We start from the raw sequence: 25211 nt of genomic DNA on the forward strand, positions 1-25211 counted from the left end.
GTTCGCCTTATTGCTACAAGGGCCAGTCTGCCGCATCCACTGTGTGTAAACCTACAGGCTGTTCCGCGTGTCCGCCCCAGCGGTCAATGAAGGTGCCGGTGGGATCGTACTGCTGCGTCTGTTTTTCCAGATTGAATTGCCGCAGGCCTCTCGGGTCCGCCCCCACGCCAGCCAGGTACTGCCAGTTGCCGTAGTTGCTCCCTACATCATAGTCGATCAACTGCTCTTCAAACCATGCCGCTCCGTATCGCCAGTCGAGGCCCAGTTCGTTGATGAAACAGCTTGCTACCAGTTGCCGGGCCCGATTGCTCATGTAACCGGTTTCACGCAGCTGATTCATGGCCGCGTTTACGATTGGGTATTCTGTGTTGCCCTGGCACCAGGCCTTGAAACGGTGGCCATAGAAGGTGCCGTGTCGACGCTTGCGCTGGACGCCATCCCGGCGGAACAGGTTGGCGCCGTGTTTCAGGGCGTACCAGTAGAAGTATTCCCGCCAGAGCAGTTCGAACCAGAGCCAATAGGTGGATTCGTTTTTGGTCTCACTGGCTTCGTACTCTGTGATGGTTTCCGCCACTTCGCGAACCGAGAGACTGCCGTTGGCCAGCCAGGGCGAGAATTTTGAGGAGGCGTCCCAGGAGTCCAGGGCGTTGCGGGTCTCCTTGTAGCGGTCAATGTTGTGGTTGCCGTACAGGAATTCCCGAAGCCGCTCCACGCCAGCTGTTTCACCCCCCATAAACTGCAATGGATGCATCGGCTCTGGTATCGGCGGGCAGTCGCCGCGATTGTCCTCCGGGAACCCTGGTGGCGGAGGCAGGGCTGTCAGAGTGCGGATACGCAAACGCTCGGTACAGCGTTCTCCGGTTTTCTCAACCTGCTTGCGGAACTGGGAAAAGGTGTCCGGCAGATCCTGCAGGGTCATGGGCAGGGAGCCCTCGGTAAACAGGCTCAGGGTTTCGAATTGCTGGAACAGGGTCTGTGGCAGTTTGTCCTTGATCGCGCGCCACTGGCCAGCTTCCCGGGTGCCCGGCAACCGCGACCGGACAACCCGGGCAATACGGTGGGCATGCACCAGCTCGGGGACCACGGCTTCCGGCTCGCCATAGGCAATATGCAGGCGCTGGCCAAGCGTCCGCAGGGTTCGCTCCAGCGCCATCAGGCTCTGCCAGAGGAAGCGCCAGCGATGATCGCCCATGGCTTTGCTTTGCAGTGGCCCCGGTGCGAACCAGCGGGGATCAACAACGTAGACACATAAAAGCACGTCGGACTTCGAGGCCGCCAGCAACGCGGCGTTGTCGTGCAGGCGAAGATCCCGGGTAAACCAGTAAAGCGTATGCAAGGTGGATGCTCCTTGGCCTTTTGATTCAACCCTTCAGATACGTACCAGATTCGGAAAAGTTTTTGGGGGCGCAACAATGATATGTGATGTGCGTGGGAACTTCGCAGGTAGGTGGTGATCTTTCGAGGATTTTGATGAGACTGGCCGTGGATCTTTTGCACCAACGCTGCCCTTGCGGGGCAGCATGGTGCAGGGTTCGAGGATCGAGAGAAGTTCTACAGCTCCTGAGCCGTCGGCCGCAGGATGATTTCATTGATATCGACATCCGCCGGCTGCTCGATGGCATAGACAACTGCCCGGGCCACGGCATCGGAATCAATGGCGACTTCGTAGAGCTCATCCGCCGCCTTTTTCGCGTCGGGATCAGTGATGGTGCTGGTGAGCTCGGTGGCGACGGCTCCCGGCGAGATGTTGGTGCTGCGGATCTCGTCGCCGCCTTCCATACGAACGCCTTCGGACAGCGCCTTCACCGCATATTTGGTGGCGCAGTAGACGGCGGCACCGGGGAAGACCTTGTGCCCGGCGACCGACGACAGGTTGAGGATGTGCCCGCTGTGCTGTTCCCGCATGGTCGGCAGTACAGCGGCGATACCATACATCACGCCCTTGATGTTGACGTCTACCATCTGTTCCCACTCATCAACCTTGAGGGCGTCCAGCGGTGCCAGGGGCATCAGCCCGGCGTTGTTGACCAGCACATCGATCCTGCCAAACGCCTCTTTTGCCGCAGCGGCCAGAGACTCAACCTGATTGCGGTCGGTCACGTCGGTGACCTGCCAGATGGCTTCGGCGCCCCGGGATTTGAGATCTTCCGTCAGGTCTTTCAGGCGGTCCTCCCGGCGTGCTGCGAGTACCAGCTTGGCGCCCCGGTCTGCCAGGCGGCGGGCCGTGGCTTCACCGAGACCACTGCTGGCGCCGGTAATAATCACTACTTTGCTGTTGATCGGGTCATTGGTGTTGCTCATGGTTTGTCTCCTTTGGGAATGAAAGCGCTGTTCAGGCGCTTTTTTCGAGTTCTATCAGTGTCGGGTAGTCGGTGTAACCGTGTTCATCACCGCCATAGAAGGTGCTGTCGTCCCAGTCGTTCAGGGGCGCGTTCTGGCGGAAGCGCTCCGGCAGATCCGGGTTGGCGATAAACGGGCGGCCGAAGGTGACCAGATCGCACCGGCCTTCGTCGATACGCTTTCGGGCCTCGTCGGCGGTGTAGGCGCCATTGGCAATGTAGGTGCCCTTGAAGCCGGCGCGGATCGCGTCGATGACTTCTTCCGGGCGGCCGTTCGCGTGATTGCCCTGGAAGGAGTCTTCCACCACTTCGATGTAGGCAATGCCCAGGTCGTTCAGGTGCCGGGCGAAGGTACCGAAGGTTTCGGCCGGGTTGTCGTCGTCCATGGCATTGAAACTACCCGTGGGGCTGACGCGGACGCCGACCTTGTCCTTGCCCCAGACGTCGATAACCGCTTCGACGACCATCAATGGCAGGCGCAGACGGTTTTCCACCGAGCCACCGTATTCGTCAGTGCGATGGTTACTGCCGCTCTTGATGAACTGGTCCAGCAGATAGCCGTTGGCCGCATGGACTTCAACGCCGTCAAAGCCGGCTTCTTTTGCGTTCAGCGCACCCTGGCGGTACTGCTCGACAATGTCGGTCATTTCCGCGGTTTCCAGGGCCCGGGGCTCCGGGATATCCACCATGCCGGAGTCGGCACTGATGAAGGTCTTGGCACCTTCGGGCTTGATGGCAGAAGGCGCAACGGGCTTTTCACCGTTCGGTTGCAGGTCCGGATGGGAAATCCGGCCCACGTGCCACAGTTGCATGTGAATTCGGCCGCCGGCCATGTGCACCGCCCCGGTTACCTTCTTCCAGCCTTCAATCTGTTCCTGCGAATGAATGCCGGGGGTAAAGGCATAGCCCTTGCCTTGCGGCGAAACCTGGGTGGCTTCACTGAGAATCAGGCCAGCGCTGGCCCGCTGCTGATAGTAGCGGGCGTTCATGTCGTTGGGGATATCCCCGGGCTGGCTTGAGCGGGAACGTGTCAGTGGTGACATCAGAATCCGGTTGGGCAGGGCCAGTTCGCCCAGATGGTGCGGTTGAAAAAGTGGATCGTTCTGGTTGCTCATCGGGCATCCTCCTTCAGGATCAAATGATATTAATTAGACCAGTCTACTAGTCGGCAATCGAAAAAAATTTCAGCCGATGTTCAGGCAGTGTTTGAAAAAGACTCGCACGAACCTCTCCATGGGTTCGGTGGACTTGAGGACCTTCGAACGCAGGATGGCGCCTTCCCAGCCGGACAGAAGAAAACTGGCGGCGTCTGCCGCGTCGATGTCGGCGCTGATGTCTCCGGCCTGCTGGGCAGCACGGATGCAATGCTCAAAGCGTCTTTCCCAGCTGGCGAAGACCGAGTCCAGCCTCTGCCGGAAGGCTTCGTTCTGTCCCGCCAGTTCCTGGCCCAGGTTGCCGATCAGACAGCCCCGGGTGTACTCGCAGCTGGTCATGGTTTCAAAGCCGGTGTCGAAGTAGGCGCGCAGCCGGTCGACGCAGGAGCGGCTGGTGTCATTGAGAATCCGATCCAGTTTGGCGTCGTATTCCTCCGCGAAGGTATCAATGACCGCCAGGCCGAAATCATTCTTGCTGCTAAAGTAGTGGTAGAACGACCCCTTGGGTACGCCAGCTGCGGTCAGCACGGCGTTGATGCCTGTCGCACCAAAGCCTTTATGGCCGATCAGGTCGGCGCCGGTGTGAATAATGTGAGTGCGGGTGTCGGTTGACGTCATATTTGCTATAGTAGACCAGTCGTCTAGTAATCGTCAAACCGTCAATCTGTCAATTCATCATACAAAGGGAATCAGCAATGCCCGAGATTCCTGACAGAACCAGAGGAGCATGCCAGTGATCAAATCCCGTGCCGCGGTGGCCTTTGAAGCCAACAAGCCGCTGGAAATCGTTGAAGTGGATGTCGCCCCGCCGCAAAAAGGTGAAGTGCTGGTGCGCATCGTTGCCACCGGCGTCTGCCATACTGATGCCTACACCCTGTCGGGCGCCGACCCGGAAGGCCTGTTTCCGACCATCCTCGGCCACGAAGGCGGTGGTATTGTGGAGGCCGTGGGCCCGGGCGTGAAAAACCTGGAAGTGGGTGACCACGTGATTCCGCTTTACACCGCCGAGTGTGGCGAGTGCAAGTTCTGCACCTCCGGCAAGACCAACCTGTGCGGCGCCGTTCGGGCCACCCAGGGCAAGGGCGTGATGCCGGACGGCACCTCCCGCTTCTCCTACCAGGGCAAGCCGCTGTACCACTACATGGGTTGCTCCACCTTCTCCGAGTACACCGTGTTGCCCGAGATCTCCCTGGCCAAGATTCCCAAGGAAGCGCCCCTTGAGAAGGTGTGTCTGCTCGGTTGCGGCGTGACCACCGGCATCGGTGCGGTGATGAACACGGCCAAGGTGGAAGAAGGGGCAACGGTAGCCATCTTCGGCCTGGGTGGTATCGGCCTGGCGGCTATCATCGGTGCCACCATGGCCAAGGCCAGTCGCATCATTGCCATCGACATCAACCCGGGAAAGTTCGACATCGCCAAACAGCTGGGTGCGACCGATGTGGTCAATCCCAACGACTACGACAAGCCGATCCAGGAAGTGATCGTTGAAATGACCGACGGCGGCGTGGACTATTCCTTCGAGTGTATCGGTAACGTCAAGGTGATGCGCGCCGCCCTGGAGTGCTGCCACAAGGGGTGGGGCGAATCCGTCATCATCGGCGTCGCCGGCGCCGGCGAGGAAATCAGCACCCGTCCGTTCCAGCTGGTCACCGGCCGGGTCTGGAAAGGCTCAGCGTTTGGCGGCGTGAAAGGCCGTACCGAGTTGCCGGGCTACGTGGAAAAAGCCGAAAAGGGCGAGATTCCGCTGGATGTGTTCATTACCCACAACATGCCGCTGGAAGACATTAACAAGGCGTTTGACTTGATGCACGAGGGTAAGAGCATCCGGTCGGTTATTCATTTCTGAGTCGGTCGGGAGCGGGTCAGCGCGGCCTGGCTTGCTCCCTGACTTTGCTCTTGTCAGGCATCCATGAATCGTTCGCTCAACGGGAGGGTCCCTTCTGTCGGGGAAACAACCAGAAGGCGAACCATTTCGTCATTCTGGGCATCAACACATAACTCATTAACCCCATCACCACGATTGTGACGATCATCGTCCGCAGCAATAGTGGCACCTGGGCCAGCAGGTCTCCGAAAATGACGAACACCAGGGTCACAGCGGGGTAAAGTGCCAGCCAACTGACAATAGTCATCTTCCATTTGGGTGGTGGTTGCACCGGGTTCTGGCCGGGCAGGGTGAACCAGGTCACGATGCCGGAGGTGACTTCCCGTTCGCTGGGCTGCACCAGCAGGCTTTCGATCTGTTCCAGCAGCTCGGCGCGTTCTTCCGATTCCTCCCAGGTGGTCAGGGTTTCCCGGTCCCGGAACTTGAAGACAATCCGGTACTCGGGATCGTCAGGGGAAGCTGGCCGGAACATGGCCGTGCCCAGGTAACCTGGAAAACGGGATGCCCGCTCGGTCATCTGGCTACTTAACGCTTCAAACGCTTCTTGCTGGCCCTTCCTGACCCTCCGCGAAACAACTACGGTGAGGGGCGCCGTTGAATCCTGTTCGCCAATGGCAGACTGATTATCGGTCATGTTCGATATCCTCCATAGTCCAAAAAAGGGGCCCGCCGAAGCGGGCCCGAAAGAGGAGCAACAATGATGCCCGGTTAACTGCCCGTGGCGCGCAGGTACTGAACGTTGAACATGTTGGGCGGCGACATTTCAGGATCCACCTGGCCCTTGAACTGGCCAGTGGTGCAGTGGCTGGCCTGCACGTCGATCATGCTGAAGCTGTCGTCGATGGAAACACCGGTGCCCTTGTTCTTGGCCAGGTGATGGTCCGGATGGGCCTGGCCAATGGTGAAGGTTTTCCAGAGGCTGCCTTTACGGTCATAGGAGACGGTGCGCGGAATGGTGAAGGTCTGGGCGTCCATAAAGTGCACGCGCTTGGACAGCGGATGGCTCTCATCGACCGGCACAGACTCGACCTCATAGACCTTGCGAAGCTGCCAGGTGATATCCGGGAAGCATCCGCCCTGGCCGCTGAAGGCAACCACCTGGTAGCCGTCGCTGTCACTGTGGGTTTCAGAGTCCAGCTTGAGCTCATTGTGGTTGTAGAACGGCATCAGCATGTAACGGGTACCCTTGTAGGTCCAATCCATGTCGGAAATCCTGCCGTTGTAGCCTTCGAAGTCCTCGATCATCAGGTCGGAGCCCAGGAAGGCGTCGGTGACCTGACCGGTGGCCAAACGACGGACGCGACGTTGAAAACCGAGGTACAGCCAGGAGTTGTCGCGCTTGAGGTCATCCGCAGCCCGGTGAATGAGCAACTGGGTGTCGCGTACGTCAGCCGGATCCAGTACCTGCACGTAAATTGCACGGAAAAGATCAGATGGGTTCGGTGTAATTTCCGGAGTGGGTTCCTGGTTTACACGGCCTTTATAGTTGAGGAAGTGGAAGTTGAATTTGATCGTCCGTTCCACATCGCCCGAGTTCATGTCACGGTATTTCCAGTAGAACGGAGAGATAGCGGCGCTATCGCCCCAGTTGTAGCCGTATTTGTAGTTCCAGGCCAGCTTTTCACCGGCACGGGGGTCCTCTGAACTGGGTTCTTCCGGAAATGGCCGCCCTGCCTGCCAGCCATTTATTTCGCCGACCTTCTCGCCCAAGGTGACCTGGTCCATGGCCAGCCTTGTAGCTTCCACGTAGCTTGGATGAAGGTCGAACGAGGTGGTCTCGCCCACAACAATGGTGGTCCAGCCCTGCTCAATGAAGCCGTAGAAGGCCGGATCAATGATTTCTTTGAACTGGGCTACGTTGCTCTGGTCGATCACCATGCCTGGTTCGAGCCCCTCAAAGCCTGGTGTCTCGGTCTTGTAGGGGTAAAAAGACTCGGTAATTGTCGCCTCGTCCGCGAACGCGGCGGTGGCCATCAGGCTGGCAGTGCAGCCCGCAACTAGTGTGCGTTTGAAGGTATTCATTGTTTTTTGTCTCATGGTGTTACCTCGTGATCAGAAGCTGTAGCGAACGGTCAGCTGAACTTCGTCTTCTTCCTGGGCCATGCCGATCGGACCGGACTTGAAGCGGCCGAGGGGTTCATAGCCGCCCAGACCGGCGGACTCACCTGGTTGGTGATTGACCACACCCGGTGTCTGGGTGAACGGATCCCAGGGGTTACAGGAACGGCAGTCGTCGAATTTGCGGGCACCGTCCCCGACTTTCACGTTGGCGCCGGCGGTCACCCGGAACCGGTCCGTCACGATCCAGTCAACACTCGGGGCTAGCGTGGTGGCCTGGGCGCGGAAGTCGTGAGCCGTAATCAGTTTCGGGATAAGACGGTTGTTCATGTAGAAGCCCTGAATCAGCAGGGTGCCAATCCAGTTGTGCTCCCAGTCCGGAATGCCGGCCTCACCATAGGTTCTCTGCTCACGCTCGTGATCAAGAATGTGCTGGCCGAAGATCTGGCCGGAGAACAGGAACGACTGGTTTTCGTTCAGGAAGGGAATGAACACGTTCTTGTCTGCGCCAATAACGTAACGTGCCACGTCAGACTCGGAATAGAGTCTCTCGCGCAGGGTGTTGGCAAACTCCTCGCCCGAGGTGTAGGCGGTCTCGAACCGGAATACGGTGTCGATGCCCTGGGAGTAGTAGTCGAGGGAGCCACCCACCAGGTTGACCCGCGGGAAGTGGATATCAAAGGCGATCAGGGACGGATAAACGTCTGTTGTACCGTCAAACGGGTTCTGGGCTGGAATGCCGCCACGAAGCGAGGGCAACTGGGAACGGTAGGTCAGGGCGTTCAGGGAGAAACCCAGGTCGCCATAGACACCTTCCAGTTTCAGGCCCAGCTGGGTATTGGACAGCTTCCAGCTCGGCATATTGGCGCGGCGGATACCGATCTGGCCGGGGCCGAAGTCGGTGGCCAGACCACCATCGGGTGTGGCGCCTGCAAAGTTGGCCACGGTGCTGCCATTTTCCCAGAGGTTGTTCATGCCCCGGAAGAAACAGCCGGCGTCGAGGATCACGTTGGGCTGGCCGCACTGGCCGATGTCGTGGGGACGGAACTCGTCGAAGTTCCACACCACCTGGAAGTTCAGGTCGTCAAAGGCAAAGCCTTCGAACACTTCCGTCGGGCCCATACGGTAGTCCGTTTTCAGGATCCACATGGGAATCCGGATATCTTCCAGCTCGTCGTAGATGTTGTTGCGGGAATAGTCCACCGGGTTGATCACATCCAGGACCCGGAACAGATCGGTGCGGCCCCAGATGACCTGCTGTTTACCCAGACGGGTGCTGAGTACGTTGCCACTGTCGAAGTTAAGATCGAAATCAACATAGAGTTCCCGGATGAAATCCAGACGGTCATTGAACTCCTGGAAACGCAGCTCATCTTCGTCCTTGTCGAGGTAGTCATCGATACAGCCGCGGCTGTCGACGTCACAGGGACGTACGGGTACGCCAAAAGCAACGCCGTTGTCCTGATCATGCAGGTGCTCGCCGAGAACTACCATGCCGTCGTTGGGGTTCTCATTGATGTCGAAACCGAAGAGCGGTGTGGGCGCAATACCGCCTCCGTGAGGAACCGAGCCCTGGGCAATGTCCTGGAGCTGAACCGGCCCGCCGGCTTCACTGCCGTATTCGTCATCATTGAGGTCGTAGACACCGTCGTAAGTACCGCGAAGCGTGCCGTTTACGGAGACATTGCTGAAAATGCCCACGTTCCCTATCCGTTTTTCCCCCTCGAGCTGAATGGTGTTCCGGAATTTGGAGAGCCCCACTCCGTCACGTGCGTAGGTTGCGTTCTCATAGAAGCCATTGATCCTGGTGTCCTCCGCGGCAACAGTGCCGGGCAGCGCAGCCAGGGTGAGTGCAGTGGTGCTGGAGAATACAGCGCACCACAGACTCAGGCCTTTTATTTTTGTTTGCATGGCAGATCCTCGTTTGGGTTGTTATGGAGGCTTGCCCCGGGTCAGGCCCGGGACGTTGCTCCGGCTACGTATCCTTCACCGTCCTGACGGTTGCTGGCCGGTGATGGAGTCGGTTCGGGACGTTGACGGTCGGCATGGAGAATGCCGTCTTCGTCTGCGTAGACGTTGGTAATGAAGCGGGGTTTGAACACCAGCACCCAGGAGGGCACCAGCAGCATGGCGGCGATGCCGTTGATCACGATCATCACGCACAGCAGCATGGCGGCGTCGGACTGGAAGCGCAGGTCAGAGAAAATTACCCACATGATGATGCCGGCCATCAGGGTGAGCGCGGTGAAACTGATGGCCATGCCGGTAGTGGCGATGGCCCGGCGTACCGCTTCGCGCAGCTCGCCACACTTGGCCATCTCCTCGCGTATGCGATCCATCATGTAGATGGAGTAATCAATGCCGACGCCTATGCCGACGGCAATCACGGGCACGGTATTGATGTCGATACTGAGTCCGTACAGGCCCATGTAGGCATAGGTCAGGGTGGTGGCGAACAGCATTGCCAACAGCATCATCAGGCCGGCGTGCCAGGAGGTATAAAACAGCATCACGAAGGCGAAAATGAGCAGGAACACTAGCGGCAGCACGATCATGTTGGTGTCGAACGCCGATTCGTTCATGGCTGCGGCAACGCCGAGCGTTCCGCCGGCCAGCCGGATGGTCAGTCCCTCGACGCTGTCACCGTTTTCGGCGATCCATTCCTTGGCCATGTGAATGGCCCGGCGGATGGTTTCGCCCTGGCGGTCCTTGTAGAAGAACACCAGATTGGCGACACGGTCGTCGGTGTCATTGAACTCATCCAGGGCGCCGGGAATCGGGCTTGATGCCATGTAGGTGAACATCAGGCCGCCCACATAGCGCTGATCGTGGGGAATCTGATACCAGCGTGGATCGTCGTTATGCATCAGCCGGTTTACCTGCTTTACCAGGTCGGGCAGACCCTTGGATCCGCCAACACCGGGATCGGTGAGCATGTGGGCCTGGAAATCTGACAGTGCCTTGAGGACTTCCGGCCGCTTGAGGCCGCCTTTCTCGTCGGTTTCGGCGATCACATACAGCTCCTCGGAGCCGGGGAAGCGGTCATTCACCACGCGGGAGGAGATGTTGTAATCGTGGTCCGGGTACAGGATCGGAGAACCGGGTTCGGAGTCGCCGATCTGGACGTTGGACGCCGCAAGGACGCCGGCACCCATCAAGACTGCCGCCGCTGCCAGTACAATTTTTGCCCGTCCGGGGCGAGTCACGGTTCGTGAGCAGCTGCTGCCGATATAGCGCAGGGCGGTCTCGCGCATCTCGGCATTCTTTGGTGTGGGCAGGATCGAAAGCAGCAGGGGAACACCGATCAGAACCGTGAAGACAACGGTGATGGCCCAGAGAGAGGCATAGATCCCCAGGTGGGTGTTCAGGGGAATCGAGCCAATGGCGATCAGTGACAGGCCGATGGCGTCAGACACCACGCCCAGGGAGCCGGGGCGGAACAGGCTGTCAAAGGTAGCCTTGGCGGCCTTTGGGCCCTCGCCCAGCTCGCGGGTTTCTGCGTAATAACGTTCTACCAGCTGAACACCGTGGCTCATGGCCCGGGCAGCAATCAAAAAGGGGATGACCAGCCCGAGCGGGTCCAGGTTGTACCCGAGCAGGCTGATGATCCCAAGGCCCCAGATCGTGGAGATCAGAACGCCGCCCAGGGGAATCAGCACCCCATAGGCTTTGCGGAAATGGAAAACCAGCAGTGCCAGCATGGCCAGAACGGTGAAGATGAAGATCTGCAGAATCTGGTCCATGTAGGTGTAGGCCCAGCCAACAAGTACGGGCTGGCCTGTGGCGTAGATGGTGACGTCGTCACCGGCCTCCTGCTCGCGGAGCTGCTGCAGTTGCGCGAATGTCTTCTCGTAGTCGAGCTTGCCTTCGATCAATTGTGCTTTGACTAGAGCCATTCTGAAATCCGGAGACACCAGAGGCCCATAGACTCTTGGGTTTGCGGCCACTGCAGCCTTCATTTCACTCAGGGCCTGTTCGGAATACTCGCCTCGGGTGGAGTCGTAGTAGGGCTCGGAGTTAATGCTGCCTACTTCAGTCAGCCAGATCTCCCGGGAATTGCGGTGCGTAACGCTCGCAACCAGGTTGTGGTTCACGCCGGGCAGGTTATCGACCGCCTGTGTTACCCGGTCGATGGTTGCCAGGTTCTCATTGGAAAAGATGTCGCCTTCGGCGAATTCAACACCGACCACCAGAACGTTGGCGCCGCCAAAATCGTCCTTGATGCTGTTGTGCAGCTCGATGTAAGGATGCTGCTGGGGCAACAGATCGGCGAAGTCCGTGAAGATTTTCAGCCCCGGAATCCGTAGCGCGAAAAACAGCGTCAGGATGGCGATCAGCGACAGGACCTTCCGAGGATTCCTGAAAATCCAGAGTTCCAGCTGGTGCAGGAAGTGCGTGAATCTGTGCAGTCCGGCCATGATCAGTTACCTCGGTTGTTGCTGGCCACTGAGGCCACGGGAATGTCGAGTTGAAGGAGCAGACCGCGGCCTCCGGCTACCAGGAGCTGGTTGTCTGCGAGAACCACGCCGTCGCGCAGGTAAAGGGGCTGGTTGGGTGTTTCAAGACCTGTCCAGCTGCCTCCGGACAACGCCAGAACCGTGGCGTTATCACCCAGGGCAAACAGGGCATTGCCGGCCTTGACGAAGCCAAACACCGGCATGCTGGTGTCGGTAGGCTGGCGGTCCCAGGTTTCTCCGCCGTCGGTGGTGTGGTAGATAAAACCGTTCAGGCCACCAACCCAGCCTTCGTCTGCTGATTCGAAGTAAGCTGCATGGGGATAGAATTCGTCCGGTAGATAGCCGGCGTAATCCCAGGTCTCGCCACCATCCAGGGTTTTCAGAACCAGGCCATATTCTCCGGTCGCAAGTGCCGTTTCCGGATCGAGGAACTGGAGGTTGGTCAGAATGGCGTCCTCATTCAGGGAAGTTTCCTGCCAGGTCGTACCCTGATCCGATGAGCTCTGCAGCGTGGTGAAACTGCCGCCCGCCCACCAGGTGCCGTCGGGCGCGCAATCGGCGGTCATCATCTGCTCCTGGCTCGGAAGCTCATGGGCAGTCCACTGGGTACCGGCAGGGTTCCCGTGCCAGAGCTGATTGTTGAAGGTCAGGGCGATGAAACTGCCGTCCGGGCAGGCATCAAGGGAAAGAAAACTCTCGGTGGTTTGCACCGGGACCCGTTGCCAGTCCGAACCGCCGTTCTCGCTCACAAGCAACGCGCCGTTGTTGCCGGCGATGGCGACAATTTGATCGTTCCGGGCGACGGACTGGAAAAAATCGGTTCGCTGAATGGCTTGCTGGGACTGTTGTCGTACCGCTTCAAGATTCAGCGGCGCCTCGCAACCGGTCAGCAGCGCGGACGCACTCGCAAGAGCGAGCGTGACTGGAACTTTGCCGCGAGGATATTCCATGGGGTATGGCATGTTATGTCACCGTCTTTGTTTTTGTGGAAAAGCGACTGACGGTGGTTCAGCAACGGCTGTGCCAGAACGGATTTAAACGATCTAAGCTTTTGAAAATAAAATTAAAAATGCTTTGTGCTTGGCAGGTTTTGATTTTCGATAACGTGGGATTACAGCGTTGATTTTTATCAAATGATCAAGCGCTGGGCTGGGTTGTCCATTTCGTCATAGTCGGTGTGAAGGAGGTGTAACTTCCATGTCGCAGATACTCTTTGAAGAATCAGCTTTCATCGAGAATGCCAGTTTTTTTAAGGCGATAGGCGAGAGCGGGACGGGTCAGCCCCAGAATTCGAGCAGCCCCTGAGACATTCTGATTCGCCTGTTCCATGGCCTGCCGCATCAGCGTTTCTTCCACTTCCTCCAGGCTGATTCCGCTGTTGATGATATGATCAGACCAGCTTTCCTCCTTGCCGGCAGCCTGGCCGACGCAGACATTACCGTCTGCATCAATTCGTTCTATGGGCATTGGCTCCGATGGAGGAGGCGAGACGAACAGGGCATCCTGACTGATGGATTCGTTGTTGTCAGTTAGGATGACACCGCGCTCGATGACATTCTCAAGCTCCCGTATATTGCCCGGCCACTGATAGTTCATGCACAGCGCCAGGGCTTTGTCCGATAACCCCAGAGTGCGTTTTTCATACTGGGCGTGGAATTTTTCCAGGAAGTGGCCGACCAGCAAAGGCAAATCTTCAAGTCGTTCCCGCAAAGGTGGGATTCTCACCGGGAAAACGTTCAGGCGATAAAATAGGTCGGCTCTGAAGCGGCCGTCCTCGACTGCCTGTTCAAGGCTCTCGTTGGTGGCGGCGATCACTCGAACGTTGACCTTTCGGGTGCGATTGTCGCCCACTCTTTCAAGTTCACTTTCCTGTAATACTCTGAGCAGGGTGGCCTGGGCTCGGGGAGTGAGCTCCACAACCTCGTCCAGAAAGATGGTTCCACCGTTGGCGCGTTCGAAACGCCCTTCTCTCGACTGGTTCGCACCCGTGTAGGCGCCTTTTTCAACGCCGAAAAGTTCCGCCTCAATCAGATCCGGCGGAATGGCCGCGCAATTCACGGCGATGAAGGGCCCATCAGCCCTTGCGCTTCGCAAATGGACGCTGCGAGCTATTACTTCCTTGCCGACGCCTGTCTCGCCCAGGAGAAGTACCGATACCTTTCCCTGTGCGGCCTTGTCAATCATCCGGCACACCTTGTTATAGGATGCGGACTGGCCAATGCCGTAATACTGGCCTTCTTGCCGCTGAAAGGAGCTTCGCAAGGAGTTTAATTGTGCCTGAAGATCGTAAAGCTCTTCGATGATCGGATCCGCTTTGAAGTAGCGGGAGAACTCTTTCCCGTCCTTCCATTGCTCCGCAGGTTTACCCTCGATCATGCATTTCTCATCGCCACAGCCCCGGCAGCTGACTTCCCGGAAGATGATTTCCCGGCCCATGAACGATGAGGTATAGGCGCAGGCATACCCCAGCAGTACCCAGCAGGCCGGTTCTTTCATAAGACCCAGCTCGGTCTTGCAGATCTCCACTTCCCAGGAGTCGATCCATTCAAGGCGTCCGTAAAAATCTCCGGTTTCCTGGTCCAGATCGATCTCCAGTGGAACGACTTTCACCATACCCTTCAGCGAGTGAAGTTGCGGACCGGCCAGAAAAATATCCAGCTCACTGCAATGAGGCCTCAGCTTGCGGGCCAGCTCAGCATCCTTGAGCCCAGAGAGATAGCCAAGCCTTAGGAAGAATCCCTTGGCTCTCTCAATGCCCATGCTATTAACGATCTCGCGACGGAATGCTGCCAATGAACTGAGATTCATCAACAGCATACGCTGTTCGCCAAACCAGATTTTGCCCTCCGTGGATTGAAACTGGATCTGGTCCGTGAGATCCCTGAAGTCTGAATAACTCAGCTGTGGCTTGTAGCTTGCAGCCATGGTGTTCACCCCTTTTGTTGTTGTCGGCGGGGACTGCTCTTTTCGGAGAGCCTGTTGGCATTTCGCTTAAATAGTTAATACCTGATCGATGTCACAAATCAACCAAATGATAAAAAACTGCTTGCAGCAGGGCGAGATCAGAGCGTCTCAGCATTTGGTTATTCGGGCGGGGGAAATTGATCATTTAGTAAAAAGATAGCCGCGGAAGCAGCAGGTATTCTCCAAGAACTATTCACGCTGATTCATTTCGAATGACTGATAACTGTTTGAAAAACAGTTGGATGGATATTTGCGCTCGGCTTTTTGACGGGTTTGGCACACGCGTTGCTCGTCCCCTCCCAGACAACAACAAACCCAGTGGTGCAAATCATGACCAGCGAGACACGAGCCAAATCCTTTGACGAGATGACCCGCTATATCCGGGTTCGCAGCGAGCCGGGCGACAAGTTCGTGGAATTCGACTTTGCCATCGGTCACCCGGAGCTGTTCGTCGAACTGGTTCTACCCAGGGAGGCGTTCGAAATCTTCTGCAAGCACAACAACGTGGTCCACATGGACTCCGACATGATCCGCCAAATCGACGAAGACATGGTCAAGTGGCGGTTCGGGGAGCGCGGCCAGCGTTAATGAGCAACATCCATCAACGTTCTGTTCCACAAAAACAACACGGTAAGGTTGATATGACTATCGAAATAAAGACCAACTCGGTGGAGCCCATCCGTCAGACCTACGGCCACATCGCACGCCGTTTCGGAGACAAACCCGCCACCCGCTACCAGGAAGCCAGTTACGACCTGGAGGCGAAAACCAATTTCCACTACCGCCCCCAGTGGGATCCGAATTACGAGCTCAACGACGAGCGGCGTACCGCGATTCGCATGGAAGACTGGTATGCGGTGACTGATCCGCGCCAGTTCTACTACGGGGCATACGTCGGCAATCGCGCCAAGATGCAGGAGGCCGCCGAGACCAGCTATGGCTTCTGCGACAAGCGTAACCTGCTGACCCGTCTGCCGGAAGAAACCCGCACCATGCTGCTGCGTCTGTTGGTTCCCCTGCGTCACCTGGAGCTGGGCGCCAACATGAACAACAGCAAAATCGCAGGTGAGGCCACCGCAACCACGGTATCCCAGATGCATATCTACCAGGCCATGGACCGTCTCGGTATCGGCCAGTATCTCTCGCGAATTGCCCTGATGATTGACGGGACCACCGGTGCCGGGCTCGACGAGTCCAAGGGTTACTGGATGGACGATGCGCTCTGGCAACCCATGCGCAAGCTGGTGGAAGACACCCTGGTTGTCCAGGACTGGTTCGAGCTGACCCTCATTCAGAACGTGCTGATGGACGGCCTGCTGTTCCCGCTGGTTTACGAAAAGATGGACCAGTGGTGGGAAGAGCAGGGTGCCGAAGACGTTTCCATGCTCACCGAGTTCATGCGCGACTGGTACAAGGATTCCCAACGCTGGACCAACGCCATGGTCAAGGTGGTTGCCGGCGAAAGCGAAGCCAACCTCCAGCAGCTCCAGACCTGGGCCGACCAGTGGGAGCCGGAAATCTACAACGCCCTGAAGCCGCTGGCGGAAGCATCCGTTGGCGTGGAAGCCCTCGATGAGGTCAGGGCGCAACTCGCCACCCGTCTCAAGAAGTTCGGGCTCAACACCCAGGGAGTATCGGCATGAGCCAGCTCGTATTCATCGCATTCCAGGACAACGACAACGCCCGCTACATGGTGGAAGCCATTCAGGAAGACAACCCTGAAGCGGAGGTTCAGCACCAGCCGGCAATGATCCGGATCCAGGCCGAAAAGCGCCTGGTGATCAACCGGGAGACCATGGAAGAAAAGCTGGGCCGCGACTGGGATGTCCAGGAAATGCTTATCGATGTCATCAGTATTGGCGGCAACGTCGACGAAGACGATGACCACTTCATCCTTGAGTGGAAATAATCGGGAGACACATCATGGCTGTTAAAAACAAAAAGTTGAACCTGAAAGACAAGTACCAGTACCTGACTCGGGACATGGCCTGGGAGCCCAGCTACCAGAAGAAAGAGGACATCTTCCCGGACGAGCAGTTCGAGGGTATCAAGATCACTGACTGGTCCCAGTGGGAAGACCCGTTCCGTCTGACCATGGATGCCTATTGGAAGTACCAGGCGGAAAAAGAGAAGAAGCTGTACGCAATTTTTGATGCCTTTGCCCAGAACAACGGCCATCAGAACATTTCCGATGCCCGCTATGTCAACGCCCTGAAACTGTTCCTGACCGGCGTATCACCGCTTGAACATGCGGCGTTCCAGGGTTATGCCAAAGTAGGCAGACAGTTCAGTGGTGCCGGTGCACGCGTGGCCTGCCAGATGCAGGCCATTGACGAGCTGCGTCATTCCCAGACCCAGCAGCACGCCATGAGCCACTACAACAAGCACTTCAATGGCCTGCACGATGCTGCCTACATGCACGACCGGGTTTGGTTCCTGTCGGTGCCCAAGTCGTTCTTTGACGATGCTCGCTCGGCCGGCCCGTTCGAGTTCCTGACCGCTATCTCGTTCTCCTTCGAGTATGTGCTGACCAACCTTCTGTTCGTGCCCTTTATGTCCGGCGCCGCCTACAACGGCGACATGGCCACGGTGACCTTTGGTTTCTCGGCTCAGTCTGATGAGGCGCGGCACATGACCCTGGGCCTTGAGGTGATCAAGTTCATCCTGGAGCAGCACGAGGACAACGTGCCCATCGTTCAGCGCTGGATCGACAAGTGGTTCTGGCGCGGGTTCCGCCTGCTCAGCCTGGTCAGCATGATGATGGACTACATGCTGCCGAACAAGGTTATGAGCTGGGCCGAGGCCTGGGAAGTCTATTACGAGCAGAATGGCGGTGCCCTGTTCAAGGATCTGGAACGCTATGGTATCCGTCCGCCCAAATACCAGGACGTGGCCAACGATGCCAAGCATCACCTGAGCCATCAGCTGTGGACCACCTTCTACCAGTACAGCCAGGCCACCAACTTCCACACCTGGATTCCGGAAAAGGAAGAAATGGACTGGATGTCCGAGAAGTACCCGGAGACTTTCGACAAGTACTACCGTCCCCGCTACGAGTACCTGGCGAAAGAAGCCGCCGCTGGCCGGCGCTTCTACAACAACACCCTGCCGCAGCTATGCCAGGTGTGTCAGGTACCCACCCTGTTTACCGAGATGGGTGCGCCCACCAAGCTGAGCCATCGTCAGCTGGTGCATGAAGGCGAGCGCTACCACTTCTGCTCCGAAGCCTGCTGCGACATTTTCAAGGATGAACCGGAGAAGTACGTCCAGGCCTGGTTGCCGGTGCACCAGATCTACCAGGGCAACTGTGAGGGTGCCGACGTCGAGACAGTGGTGCAGAAGTACTACCACATCAATATCGGCGAGGACAATTTCGAGTACGTAGGGTCCCCAGACCACAAGCATTGGCTTTCCATCAAGGGCCAGAAACCGGCTGACCAGAGTAAAGACGCAGCCTGACAGTGACCCGGGAATCGCCCGGCTGCCTGGGGCGTCGGGCGAACCACGCACAAAAACAACAAGGTGACCACCATGAGTGTTAACGCGTTATACGACTACAAGTTCGAACCGAAAGACAAGGTTGAGAACTTCAATGGCATGCAACTGCTGTATGTCTACTGGCCCAATCACTTGCTGTTCTGCGCGCCGTTTGCGTTGCTGGTGCAGCCGGATATGACGTTCGGCGATCTCGTCGAGACCGTTATCAAACCGGCAGCTGCCGCCCATCCGGATGCCGCCAAAGCCGACTTCCTGAATGCCGAGTGGCTGCTGAACGATGAACCGTTCACGCCGCGGGCTGACGCCAGCCTGAAAGACAACGGCATTGATCACAAAAGCATGCTCACGGTCACCACGCCGGGGCTGAACGGCATTGCCGACGTCGGTTACTGAGCGGGGAGAAGTGCCATGAGTCATACCGTGACTATCGAGCCTATCGGCGAGCAGATTGAAGTGGAGGACGGCCAGACCATCCTCCAGGCCGCGCTCCGCCAGGGTGTCTGGCTGCCCTTCGCCTGCGGTCATGGCACCTGCGCAACGTGCAAGGTCCAGGTGTTGGAAGGCGACGTGGAGATTGGCGACGCCTCGCCCTTTGCCCTGATGGACATTGAGCGGGACGAGGGCAAGGTGCTTGCCTGCTGTGCCACCGTTGAAAGTGACGTGACCATCGAAGCAGATATCGATGTCGATCCGGATTTCGAGGGATACCCGGTGGAGGACTACACCGCTACCGTGACAGACATCGTCGACCTGTCGCCCACCATCAAGGGTGTTCATCTGAAGCTGGACCGCCCCATGACGTTCCAGGCCGGCCAGTACATCAATATCGAATTGCCGGATGTGGACGGCCCCCGGGCTTTCTCACTGGCCAACCCGCCCAGCAAGTCCGACGAAGTGGAACTGCACGTTCGCCTGGTGCCTGGCGGTGCTGCCACCACCTACATCCATGAACAGCTCAAGGTCGGCGAAGAGCTGAACCTGTCCGGCCCCTACGGGCAATTTTTTGTCCGCAGCTCCCAGCCGGGCGATCTGATCTTCATTGCCGGCGGCTCCGGCCTTTCCAGCCCGCAGTCCATGATTCTGGACCTGCTGGAGCAGAACGACGAGCGCAAGATCACCCTGTTCCAGGGTGCCCGGAACCAGGCCGAGCTTTACAACCGCGAGTTGTTCGAGGCGCTGGCCAGGGATCATGAGCACTTTACTTACGTGCCCGCACTGAGTGATGCCGACGACGACACCGATTGGCAGGGCTTTCGGGGCTATGTCCATGAAGCCGCCAAGGAGCACTACGACGGGCGGTTTGCTGGCAACAAGGCCTACATGTGTGGACCGCCCCCGATGATTGATTCCGCAATTACCGCGTTGATGCAGGGACGGTTGTTCGAGCGGGACATTTTCATGGAGAAGTTCCTGACGGCTGCAGATGGTGCGGAAGACAACCAGCGTTCGGCGCTTTTCAAGAAGATCTGATGCGGAGGAAGCATGGCGGTATTCCATGTGGTCAACCGCACGACCGGCGACCGGTTCCGGTGTGAGGAGGACCAGAGTGTTCTCAAGGCCATGGAGCTGGTTGGCAAGAAGTGTGTCCCGGTGGGTTGCCGGGGCGGTGGCTGCGGGTTTTGCAAGATCCGCGTTGTTGAAGGCGAGTTCCGGTGCGGAAAGATGAGCAAGGCCCACTGCCCCCCGGAGGCTCTTGATAAAGGGGAAGTCCTGGCCTGCCGGATCTACCCGAGAACCGATTTGATGATCGAGTGTATGCCGCAACCTGCAGCGCCACTCGCCGAACAGACAAAAACAAAACCGTAGAGGTAATCGTCATGAAAAAAGGTGTTATGCGTCCTGGTCACGTTCAGATTCGCGTTCTGGACATTGAAGAAGCGGTAAAACATTACACAGACCTGATGGGCCTGATTGAGACAGACCGCGACGAACAGGGTCGGGTTTATCTGAAGGCCTGGACCGAAGTGGACAAGTTCTCCGTGGTACTGGTTGAGGCCGACGAGCCCGGTTGTGATTTCATGGGCTTCAAGGTTGTGGATGAGGCAGCGCTTGTTCAGCTGGAAAAAGACCTGGTGGCTTACGGGCTGGATGTAGAGCAGATTCCCGAAGGCGAGCTGAAAGACTGCGGCCGCCGGATCCGCTTTACCGTGCCTTCGGGCCACGCGTTCGAGCTATACGCCGACAAACTCTACACCGGCAAATGGGGTGTTACCGAGGTTAATCCCGAGGCCTGGCCCCGTGGCCTTTCCGGCATGAAGGCGGTGCGATTTGACCATTGCCTGTTCTACGGGCCGGAACTGGCGGCTGTGTATGACATCTTCGTGAACGTGCTCGGGTTCCATCTGGCCGAGCAGGTGCTGGACCCGGAAGGCACCCGGATTGCCCAGTTCCTGACCGTGTCCATGAAGGAGCACGACATTGCTTTCATTCACCATGAAGAGAAAGGCAAGTTCCACCACGCGTCCTTCTTCCTCGAAACCTGGGAAGACGTCCTGCGGGCCGCAGACCTGATTTCCATGACCGATACCTCTATTGATATCGGGCCCACACGGCACGGCCTGACCCACGGCAAAACCATCTATTTCTTCGATCCGTCGGGCAATCGCAACGAAGTCTTCTGTGGCGGTGACTACACCTATCCGGACCACAAACCGGTGACCTGGCAGGCGGAGCAGCTCGGCAAGGCCATCTTCTATCACGATCGCCAGTTGAACGAGCGGTTCCTGACAGTTCTGACCTGACACCATCCAGCAACAGGATTTAGCAGCAATGAAAGAGATCAAACACTACATCAACGGTCAGTACGTGGGCTCCGCCAGCGGCAAGCTGTTCGACAACGTGAACCCCGCCAACGGCAAGGTCATTGCCAAGGTGCACGAGGGTGGTCGAGACGAAGTCGACGCCGCTGTGAGGGCAGCCCGGGCGGCCTTGAAAGGCCCCTGGGGCAAGATGACTCTGGACGAGCGCACCCGCATTCTGCATCGGGTGGCCGATGGCATCAACGAACGCTTTGAGGAATTCCTGGAAGCCGAGTGCCTGGATACCGGTAAGCCGAAATCCCTGGCTAGCCACATCGACATCCCCCGGGGTGCGGCCAACTTCAAGGTGTTCGCGGACATGATCAAGAACGTGCCCACGGAATCCTTCGAAATGGCCACGCCGGACGGCGCGGGTGCCCTGAACTACGCCGTTCGCCGTCCCAAGGGTGTGATCGGTGTGATCAGCCCCTGGAACCTGCCGCTGCTGCTGATGACCTGGAAGGTCGGGCCGGCCCTGGCCTGTGGCAATACCGTCGTCGTCAAACCGTCGGAAGAGACACCGACCACCACCGCCCTTCTGGGCGAGGTGATGAGGGAAGCCGGTGTGCCGGATGGCGTCTACAACGTTGTTCATGGCTTCGGTGGTGATTCCGCTGGCGCCTATCTGACCGAGCACCCGCAGGTTGACGGGTTCACCTTCACCGGTGAGACCGGCACGGGTGAAGTCATTATGAAGGCGGCTGCCAAAGGTATCCGGGATATTTCCCTGGAGCTGGGCGGCAAGAATGCCGGCCTGGTATTCGCCGATTGCGACATGGACAAGGCCATCGAGGGCACCATGCGCTCTGCTTTTGCCAACTGTGGCCAAGTCTGCCTGGGTACCGAGCGAGTTTACGTTGAGCGGTCGGTTTTCGACGAGTTTGTCGGTCGCCTCAAGGAAGCCGCGGAAGGTCTGAAGATTGGCCCGCCTGATGATGCAGAAGCCAACCTGGGGCCGCTTGTCAGCCTCGAACACCGCGAAAAGGTGCTCTCTTACTACCAGAAAGCCGTCGATGACGGAGCAACCGTTGTGACCGGTGGTGGTGTTCCTGAGATGCCTTCCGAGCTGGCGGGCGGAGCCTGGGTCGAGCCCACCATCTGGACCGGCCTGCCGGACGATTCGGCGGTCGTTACGGACGAGATCTTTGGACCCTGCTGCCATATCCGCCCGTTCGATACCGAAGAAGAGGCAATCGAGCTGGCCAACAGTCTCCCCTACGGCCTGGCATCAGCAATCTGGAGCGAAAACATCACCCGCGCCCATCGCGTCGCGGGCCAGATTGAAGCCGGCATTATCTGGGTAAACAGCTGGTTCCTGAGAGACCTGCGGACACCGTTCGGTGGCAGTAAGCAGTCAGGGGTCGGTCGTGAAGGTGGTGTGCACTCCCTCGAGTTCTACACCGAAATGAAAAACATCTGCGTCAAATTGTGAGGGCGTCATGAATGCACCTGTAGACAGCCCTGAAATCGGGCGTGAAATTGTTGCCGCAGGCTACCGCACCAACGTGCACGACCATGGCGAAGGCGGTTTCCCCGTGATGATGATTCATGGCTCCGGCCCCGGTGTGACGGCCTGGGCAAACTGGCGCCTGGTGATTCCGGAACTGGCCAAACACCGTCGCGTTGTGGCGCCGGATATGCTGGGCTTCGGCTACAGCGAGCGCCCGGAAGACCAGATCTACAACCGGGAGCGCTGGGTCAAGCACGCCCTGGGCGTGATGGATGAGCTGGGCCTGGAACAGGTCGACCTAGTGGGGAATTCCTTCGGGGGAGGTTTGGCCCTGGCGCTCGCCATTGAGCATCCAGAGCGGGTACGCCGCCTGGTGCTGATGGGCTCAGCAGGGGTCAGCTTCCCGATTACCAAAGGCCTGGACGAGGTGTGGGGGTACGAACCTTCGCTTGAGACCATGCGCCGTTTGATGGACGTGTTTGCCTTCAACAAGGGCCTGCTGACCAGCGAGCTGGCGGAGATGCGCTATCAGGCCAGCATCCGGCCCGGTTTCCAGGAGTCGTTTTCGGCCATGTTCCCGGCTCCTCGTCAACGTTGGGTCGATAACCTGGCTAGTAACGAAGACGACATCCGGGCGCTTCCCCATGAAACCCTGATCCTCCATGGCCGGGAAGATGAAGTCATTCCTCTCGACGCCTCTTATCGACTGGCTGAACTGATCGACCGCGCCCAGCTGCATGTATTCGGTCGCTGTGGCCATTGGACCCAGATTGAGCATGCCGGCCGGTTTGCCCGGTTGGTCAATGATTTCCTGAACGAGGCCGATCAGGCCGCTGCCGGAGGTAACTAATGGAACAGACGAAAATTCACGCCTTTGGCGACGAGCTCTACCAGGCAATGATGAAAAGGGAAGCGGTCAGCCCGCTGACCAGCCGTGGTGAGGATATCACCATTGATGATGCCTACCACATTTCCCTGCGCATGCTGGAACGTCGTCTGGCGGATGGCGCCTCGATTATTGGCAAGAAGATTGGCGTGACCAGCAAAGCCGTACAGAACATGCTCAACGTCCATCAACCGGATTTTGGCTATCTCACCGACGACATGGTGTTCAACAGCGGTGAGGTCATGCCCATCAGCGACCGGCTGATCGCGCCGCGCGCAGAGGGCGAAATTGCCTTCATCCTGAAAAAGGACCTGACCGGTCCGGGCGTGACCAACGCCGACGTTCTGGCGGCCACGGAATGCGTGATGCCCTGCTTCGAGATTGTCGATTCCCGCATCCAGGACTGGAAGATCGCCATTCAGGACACCATTGCTGACAACGCTTCCTGCGGTCTGTTTGTGCTCGGGGACCAGGCGGTATCGCCTCGCAAGGTGGATCTGGTTACCTGCGGCATGGTGGTCGAGAAGAACGGCAGTGTGATCAGTGCGGGCGCCGGGGCAGCGGCCCTGGGTTCGCCAGTGAATTGTGTCACCTGGCTGGCGAACACGCTGGGTGAGTTCGGTATTTCCCTTAAGGCCGGCGAAGTCATTCTTTCCGGCTCGCTGGTACCCCTTGAGCCGGTCAAGGCCGGTGATTACATGCGGGTCGACATCGGCGGCATCGGTAGCGCATCCGTGCGCTTCGCATGACCGAAAAGAACAATGAGGAACAGGCTATGAGCAAGAAAATCAAGGCAGCGATCATCGGCTCGGGCAACATCGGCACCGATCTGATGATCAAGATCCTGCGCAATGGCAAGCACATTGAAATGGGCGCCATGGTCGGTATCGATCCGGAATCGGACGGTCTGGCCCGGGCTGCCCGCATGGGCGTGGCCACCACCCACGAAGGCGTCGACGGACTGGTAAAGATGCCGGAATTCGCCGACATCGATATCGTATTCGATGCCACCTCCGCCAAGGCCCATATGCACAACGAAGTGTTCCTGCGCGGCCACAAAGAGAACATCAAGATCATTGATATGACCCCGGCAGCGATCGGTCCCTACTGTGTGCCGGTGGTGAACCTTGAGCAGCAGCTCCAGGAAGGCAACGTCAACATGGTCACCTGTGGCGGCCAGGCCACCATTCCGATGGTGGCCGCGGTATCACGAGTCGCCAAGGCCCACTACGCGGAGATTGTCGCGTCGATTTCCTCGAAGTCCGCCGGCCCTGGCACTCGCGCCAACATCGATGAGTTTACCGAAACCACCTCCCGGGCTATCGAAGTGGTGGGTGGTGCCCAGAAGGGCAAGGCCATCATCATCCTGAATCCGGCCGAGCCGCCCCTGCTGATGCGGGACACCGTATACGTGCTCTCGGATGCGGCCGACAAGGCCCAGGTGGAAGCTTCCGTGGAAGAGATGGTCAAGGCCGTGAACAGCTACGTGCCGGGCTACCGCCTGAAGCAGAAAGTGCAGTTCGACGACATCCCCGAAGACCAGCCCATGAATGTCCCGGGCCTGGGCCGCTTCAGCGGCCTGAAGACCTCCATCTTCCTGGAAGTGGAGGGCGCCGCCCACTACCTGCCGGCCTATGCCGGTAACCTGGACATCATGACCTCCGCCGCTCTCGGTACCGCCGAGCGCATCGCCGAATCGCTGGTCAACTGAGGAGGGTATTC

23 protein-coding genes are annotated in these 25211 nt (G+C 58.2%); 13 read left to right on the top strand and 10 right to left on the bottom strand.

The features are described from left to right. Positions 1 to 13 precede the first annotated feature (13 nt). The 4 genes from SIC15_RS01540 to SIC15_RS01555 form a co-directional block, all read right to left on the bottom strand. Entirely contained in the window at positions 14 to 1336 is a 1323-nt protein-coding gene (locus tag SIC15_RS01540; RefSeq protein ID WP_069182654.1) for a DASH family cryptochrome, read from the bottom strand. 215 nt (positions 1337 to 1551) lie between these two features. Then, positions 1552 to 2301 (bottom strand): SDR family oxidoreductase, encoded by a 750-nt coding sequence (locus SIC15_RS01545; protein ID WP_069182655.1) that lies wholly within the window; start codon positions 2299 to 2301, stop codon positions 1552 to 1554. 31 nt (positions 2302 to 2332) lie between these two features. Further along, a complete protein-coding gene (locus tag SIC15_RS01550) occupies positions 2333 to 3454 on the bottom strand; it encodes an alkene reductase (RefSeq protein ID WP_069182656.1) in 1122 nt (373 codons plus the stop codon). 69 nt (positions 3455 to 3523) lie between these two features. Then, positions 3524 to 4111, bottom strand: coding sequence for a TetR/AcrR family transcriptional regulator (locus SIC15_RS01555; RefSeq protein WP_069182657.1), 588 nt, complete (start codon positions 4109 to 4111; stop codon positions 3524 to 3526). A 115-nt stretch (positions 4112 to 4226) separates the two neighbouring features. Between SIC15_RS01555 and SIC15_RS01560 the strand changes: the two genes are divergently transcribed. Then, the gene (locus SIC15_RS01560) at positions 4227 to 5339 is read left to right on the top strand and encodes an S-(hydroxymethyl)glutathione dehydrogenase/class III alcohol dehydrogenase (RefSeq protein ID WP_069182658.1); all 1113 of its coding nucleotides are present in this window, start codon (positions 4227 to 4229) and stop codon (positions 5337 to 5339) included. Between the two features lie 76 nt (positions 5340 to 5415). Here SIC15_RS01560 and SIC15_RS01565 read toward each other — a convergent pair whose 3' ends face one another. The 6 genes from SIC15_RS01565 to SIC15_RS01590 all read right to left on the bottom strand — a co-directional run bounded on the left by SIC15_RS01565 (position 5416) and on the right by SIC15_RS01590 (position 14818). After that, complete coding sequence (locus SIC15_RS01565) at positions 5416 to 6012, bottom strand: antibiotic biosynthesis monooxygenase (protein ID WP_069182659.1); 597 nt, start codon at positions 6010 to 6012, stop codon at positions 5416 to 5418. Between the two features lie 74 nt (positions 6013 to 6086). Then, complete coding sequence (locus SIC15_RS01570; protein ID WP_069182660.1) at positions 6087 to 7415, bottom strand: DUF1329 domain-containing protein; 1329 nt, start codon at positions 7413 to 7415, stop codon at positions 6087 to 6089. Between the two features lie 15 nt (positions 7416 to 7430). Beyond that, positions 7431 to 9347, bottom strand: a complete 1917-nt coding sequence (locus SIC15_RS01575) for a DUF1302 family protein (protein ID WP_136630686.1) — start codon at positions 9345 to 9347, stop codon at positions 7431 to 7433. 41 nt (positions 9348 to 9388) lie between these two features. Continuing rightward, entirely contained in the window at positions 9389 to 11854 is a 2466-nt protein-coding gene (locus SIC15_RS01580) for an efflux RND transporter permease subunit (RefSeq protein ID WP_069182662.1), read from the bottom strand. A 2-nt stretch (positions 11855 to 11856) separates the two neighbouring features. Continuing rightward, positions 11857 to 12855, bottom strand: a complete 999-nt coding sequence (locus SIC15_RS01585; RefSeq protein WP_083231746.1) for a WD40/YVTN/BNR-like repeat-containing protein — start codon at positions 12853 to 12855, stop codon at positions 11857 to 11859. 259 nt (positions 12856 to 13114) lie between these two features. Continuing rightward, positions 13115 to 14818 (bottom strand): sigma-54-dependent Fis family transcriptional regulator, encoded by a 1704-nt coding sequence (locus SIC15_RS01590; RefSeq protein ID WP_136630687.1) that lies wholly within the window; start codon positions 14816 to 14818, stop codon positions 13115 to 13117. 369 nt (positions 14819 to 15187) lie between these two features. Between SIC15_RS01590 and SIC15_RS01595 the strand changes: the two genes are divergently transcribed. The 12 genes from SIC15_RS01595 (at position 15188) to SIC15_RS01650 (ending at position 25200) form a co-directional block, all read left to right on the top strand. Continuing rightward, entirely contained in the window at positions 15188 to 15445 is a 258-nt protein-coding gene (locus tag SIC15_RS01595) for a phenol hydroxylase subunit (protein ID WP_136630688.1), read from the top strand. Positions 15446 to 15498: 53 nt separating this feature from the next. Next, entirely contained in the window at positions 15499 to 16500 is a 1002-nt protein-coding gene (locus SIC15_RS01600; RefSeq protein WP_069182665.1) for an aromatic/alkene monooxygenase hydroxylase subunit beta, read from the top strand. After that, complete coding sequence (locus SIC15_RS01605) at positions 16497 to 16766, top strand: MmoB/DmpM family protein (protein WP_069182666.1); 270 nt, start codon at positions 16497 to 16499, stop codon at positions 16764 to 16766. Before SIC15_RS01600 ends, SIC15_RS01605 begins: the two co-directional genes overlap by 4 nt. Positions 16767 to 16780: 14 nt before the next feature. Continuing rightward, entirely contained in the window at positions 16781 to 18316 is a 1536-nt protein-coding gene (locus SIC15_RS01610) for an aromatic/alkene/methane monooxygenase hydroxylase/oxygenase subunit alpha (RefSeq protein WP_136630689.1), read from the top strand. 72 nt (positions 18317 to 18388) lie between these two features. Further along, on the top strand, positions 18389 to 18748 hold the full coding sequence (locus SIC15_RS01615) for a phenol hydroxylase subunit P4 (protein WP_069182668.1): 360 nt from the start codon (positions 18389 to 18391) through the stop codon (positions 18746 to 18748). A 15-nt stretch (positions 18749 to 18763) separates the two neighbouring features. Next, on the top strand, positions 18764 to 19825 hold the full coding sequence (locus SIC15_RS01620) for an NADH:ubiquinone reductase (Na(+)-transporting) subunit F (protein ID WP_136631159.1): 1062 nt from the start codon (positions 18764 to 18766) through the stop codon (positions 19823 to 19825). Between the two features lie 12 nt (positions 19826 to 19837). After that, positions 19838 to 20161 (top strand): 2Fe-2S iron-sulfur cluster-binding protein, encoded by a 324-nt coding sequence (locus SIC15_RS01625; RefSeq protein WP_136630691.1) that lies wholly within the window; start codon positions 19838 to 19840, stop codon positions 20159 to 20161. Positions 20162 to 20172: 11 nt separating this feature from the next. Beyond that, the gene (locus SIC15_RS01630) at positions 20173 to 21096 is read left to right on the top strand and encodes a catechol 2,3-dioxygenase (RefSeq protein ID WP_136630692.1); all 924 of its coding nucleotides are present in this window, start codon (positions 20173 to 20175) and stop codon (positions 21094 to 21096) included. 28 nt (positions 21097 to 21124) lie between these two features. Continuing rightward, positions 21125 to 22585, top strand: coding sequence for a 2-hydroxymuconic semialdehyde dehydrogenase (locus tag SIC15_RS01635; protein WP_069182671.1), 1461 nt, complete (start codon positions 21125 to 21127; stop codon positions 22583 to 22585). 7 nt (positions 22586 to 22592) lie between these two features. Further along, positions 22593 to 23453 carry an alpha/beta fold hydrolase gene (locus SIC15_RS01640; RefSeq protein WP_136630693.1) on the top strand — a complete coding sequence of 287 codons (861 nt, stop codon included), beginning with the start codon at positions 22593 to 22595 and terminating at the stop codon, positions 23451 to 23453. Then, the gene (gene dmpE, locus SIC15_RS01645; RefSeq protein ID WP_069182673.1) at positions 23453 to 24238 is read left to right on the top strand and encodes a 2-oxopent-4-enoate hydratase; all 786 of its coding nucleotides are present in this window, start codon (positions 23453 to 23455) and stop codon (positions 24236 to 24238) included. Before SIC15_RS01640 ends, dmpE begins: the two co-directional genes overlap by 1 nt. A 26-nt stretch (positions 24239 to 24264) precedes the next feature. Next, on the top strand, positions 24265 to 25200 hold the full coding sequence (locus SIC15_RS01650) for an acetaldehyde dehydrogenase (acetylating) (RefSeq protein WP_069182852.1): 936 nt from the start codon (positions 24265 to 24267) through the stop codon (positions 25198 to 25200). The last annotated feature ends 11 nt before the right edge of the window (positions 25201 to 25211 follow it).

Origin of the sequence: Marinobacter sp. MIT932201, assembly GCF_047123295.1 — a bacterium.
Lineage (GTDB): Bacteria > Pseudomonadota > Gammaproteobacteria > Pseudomonadales > Oleiphilaceae > Marinobacter > Marinobacter salsuginis.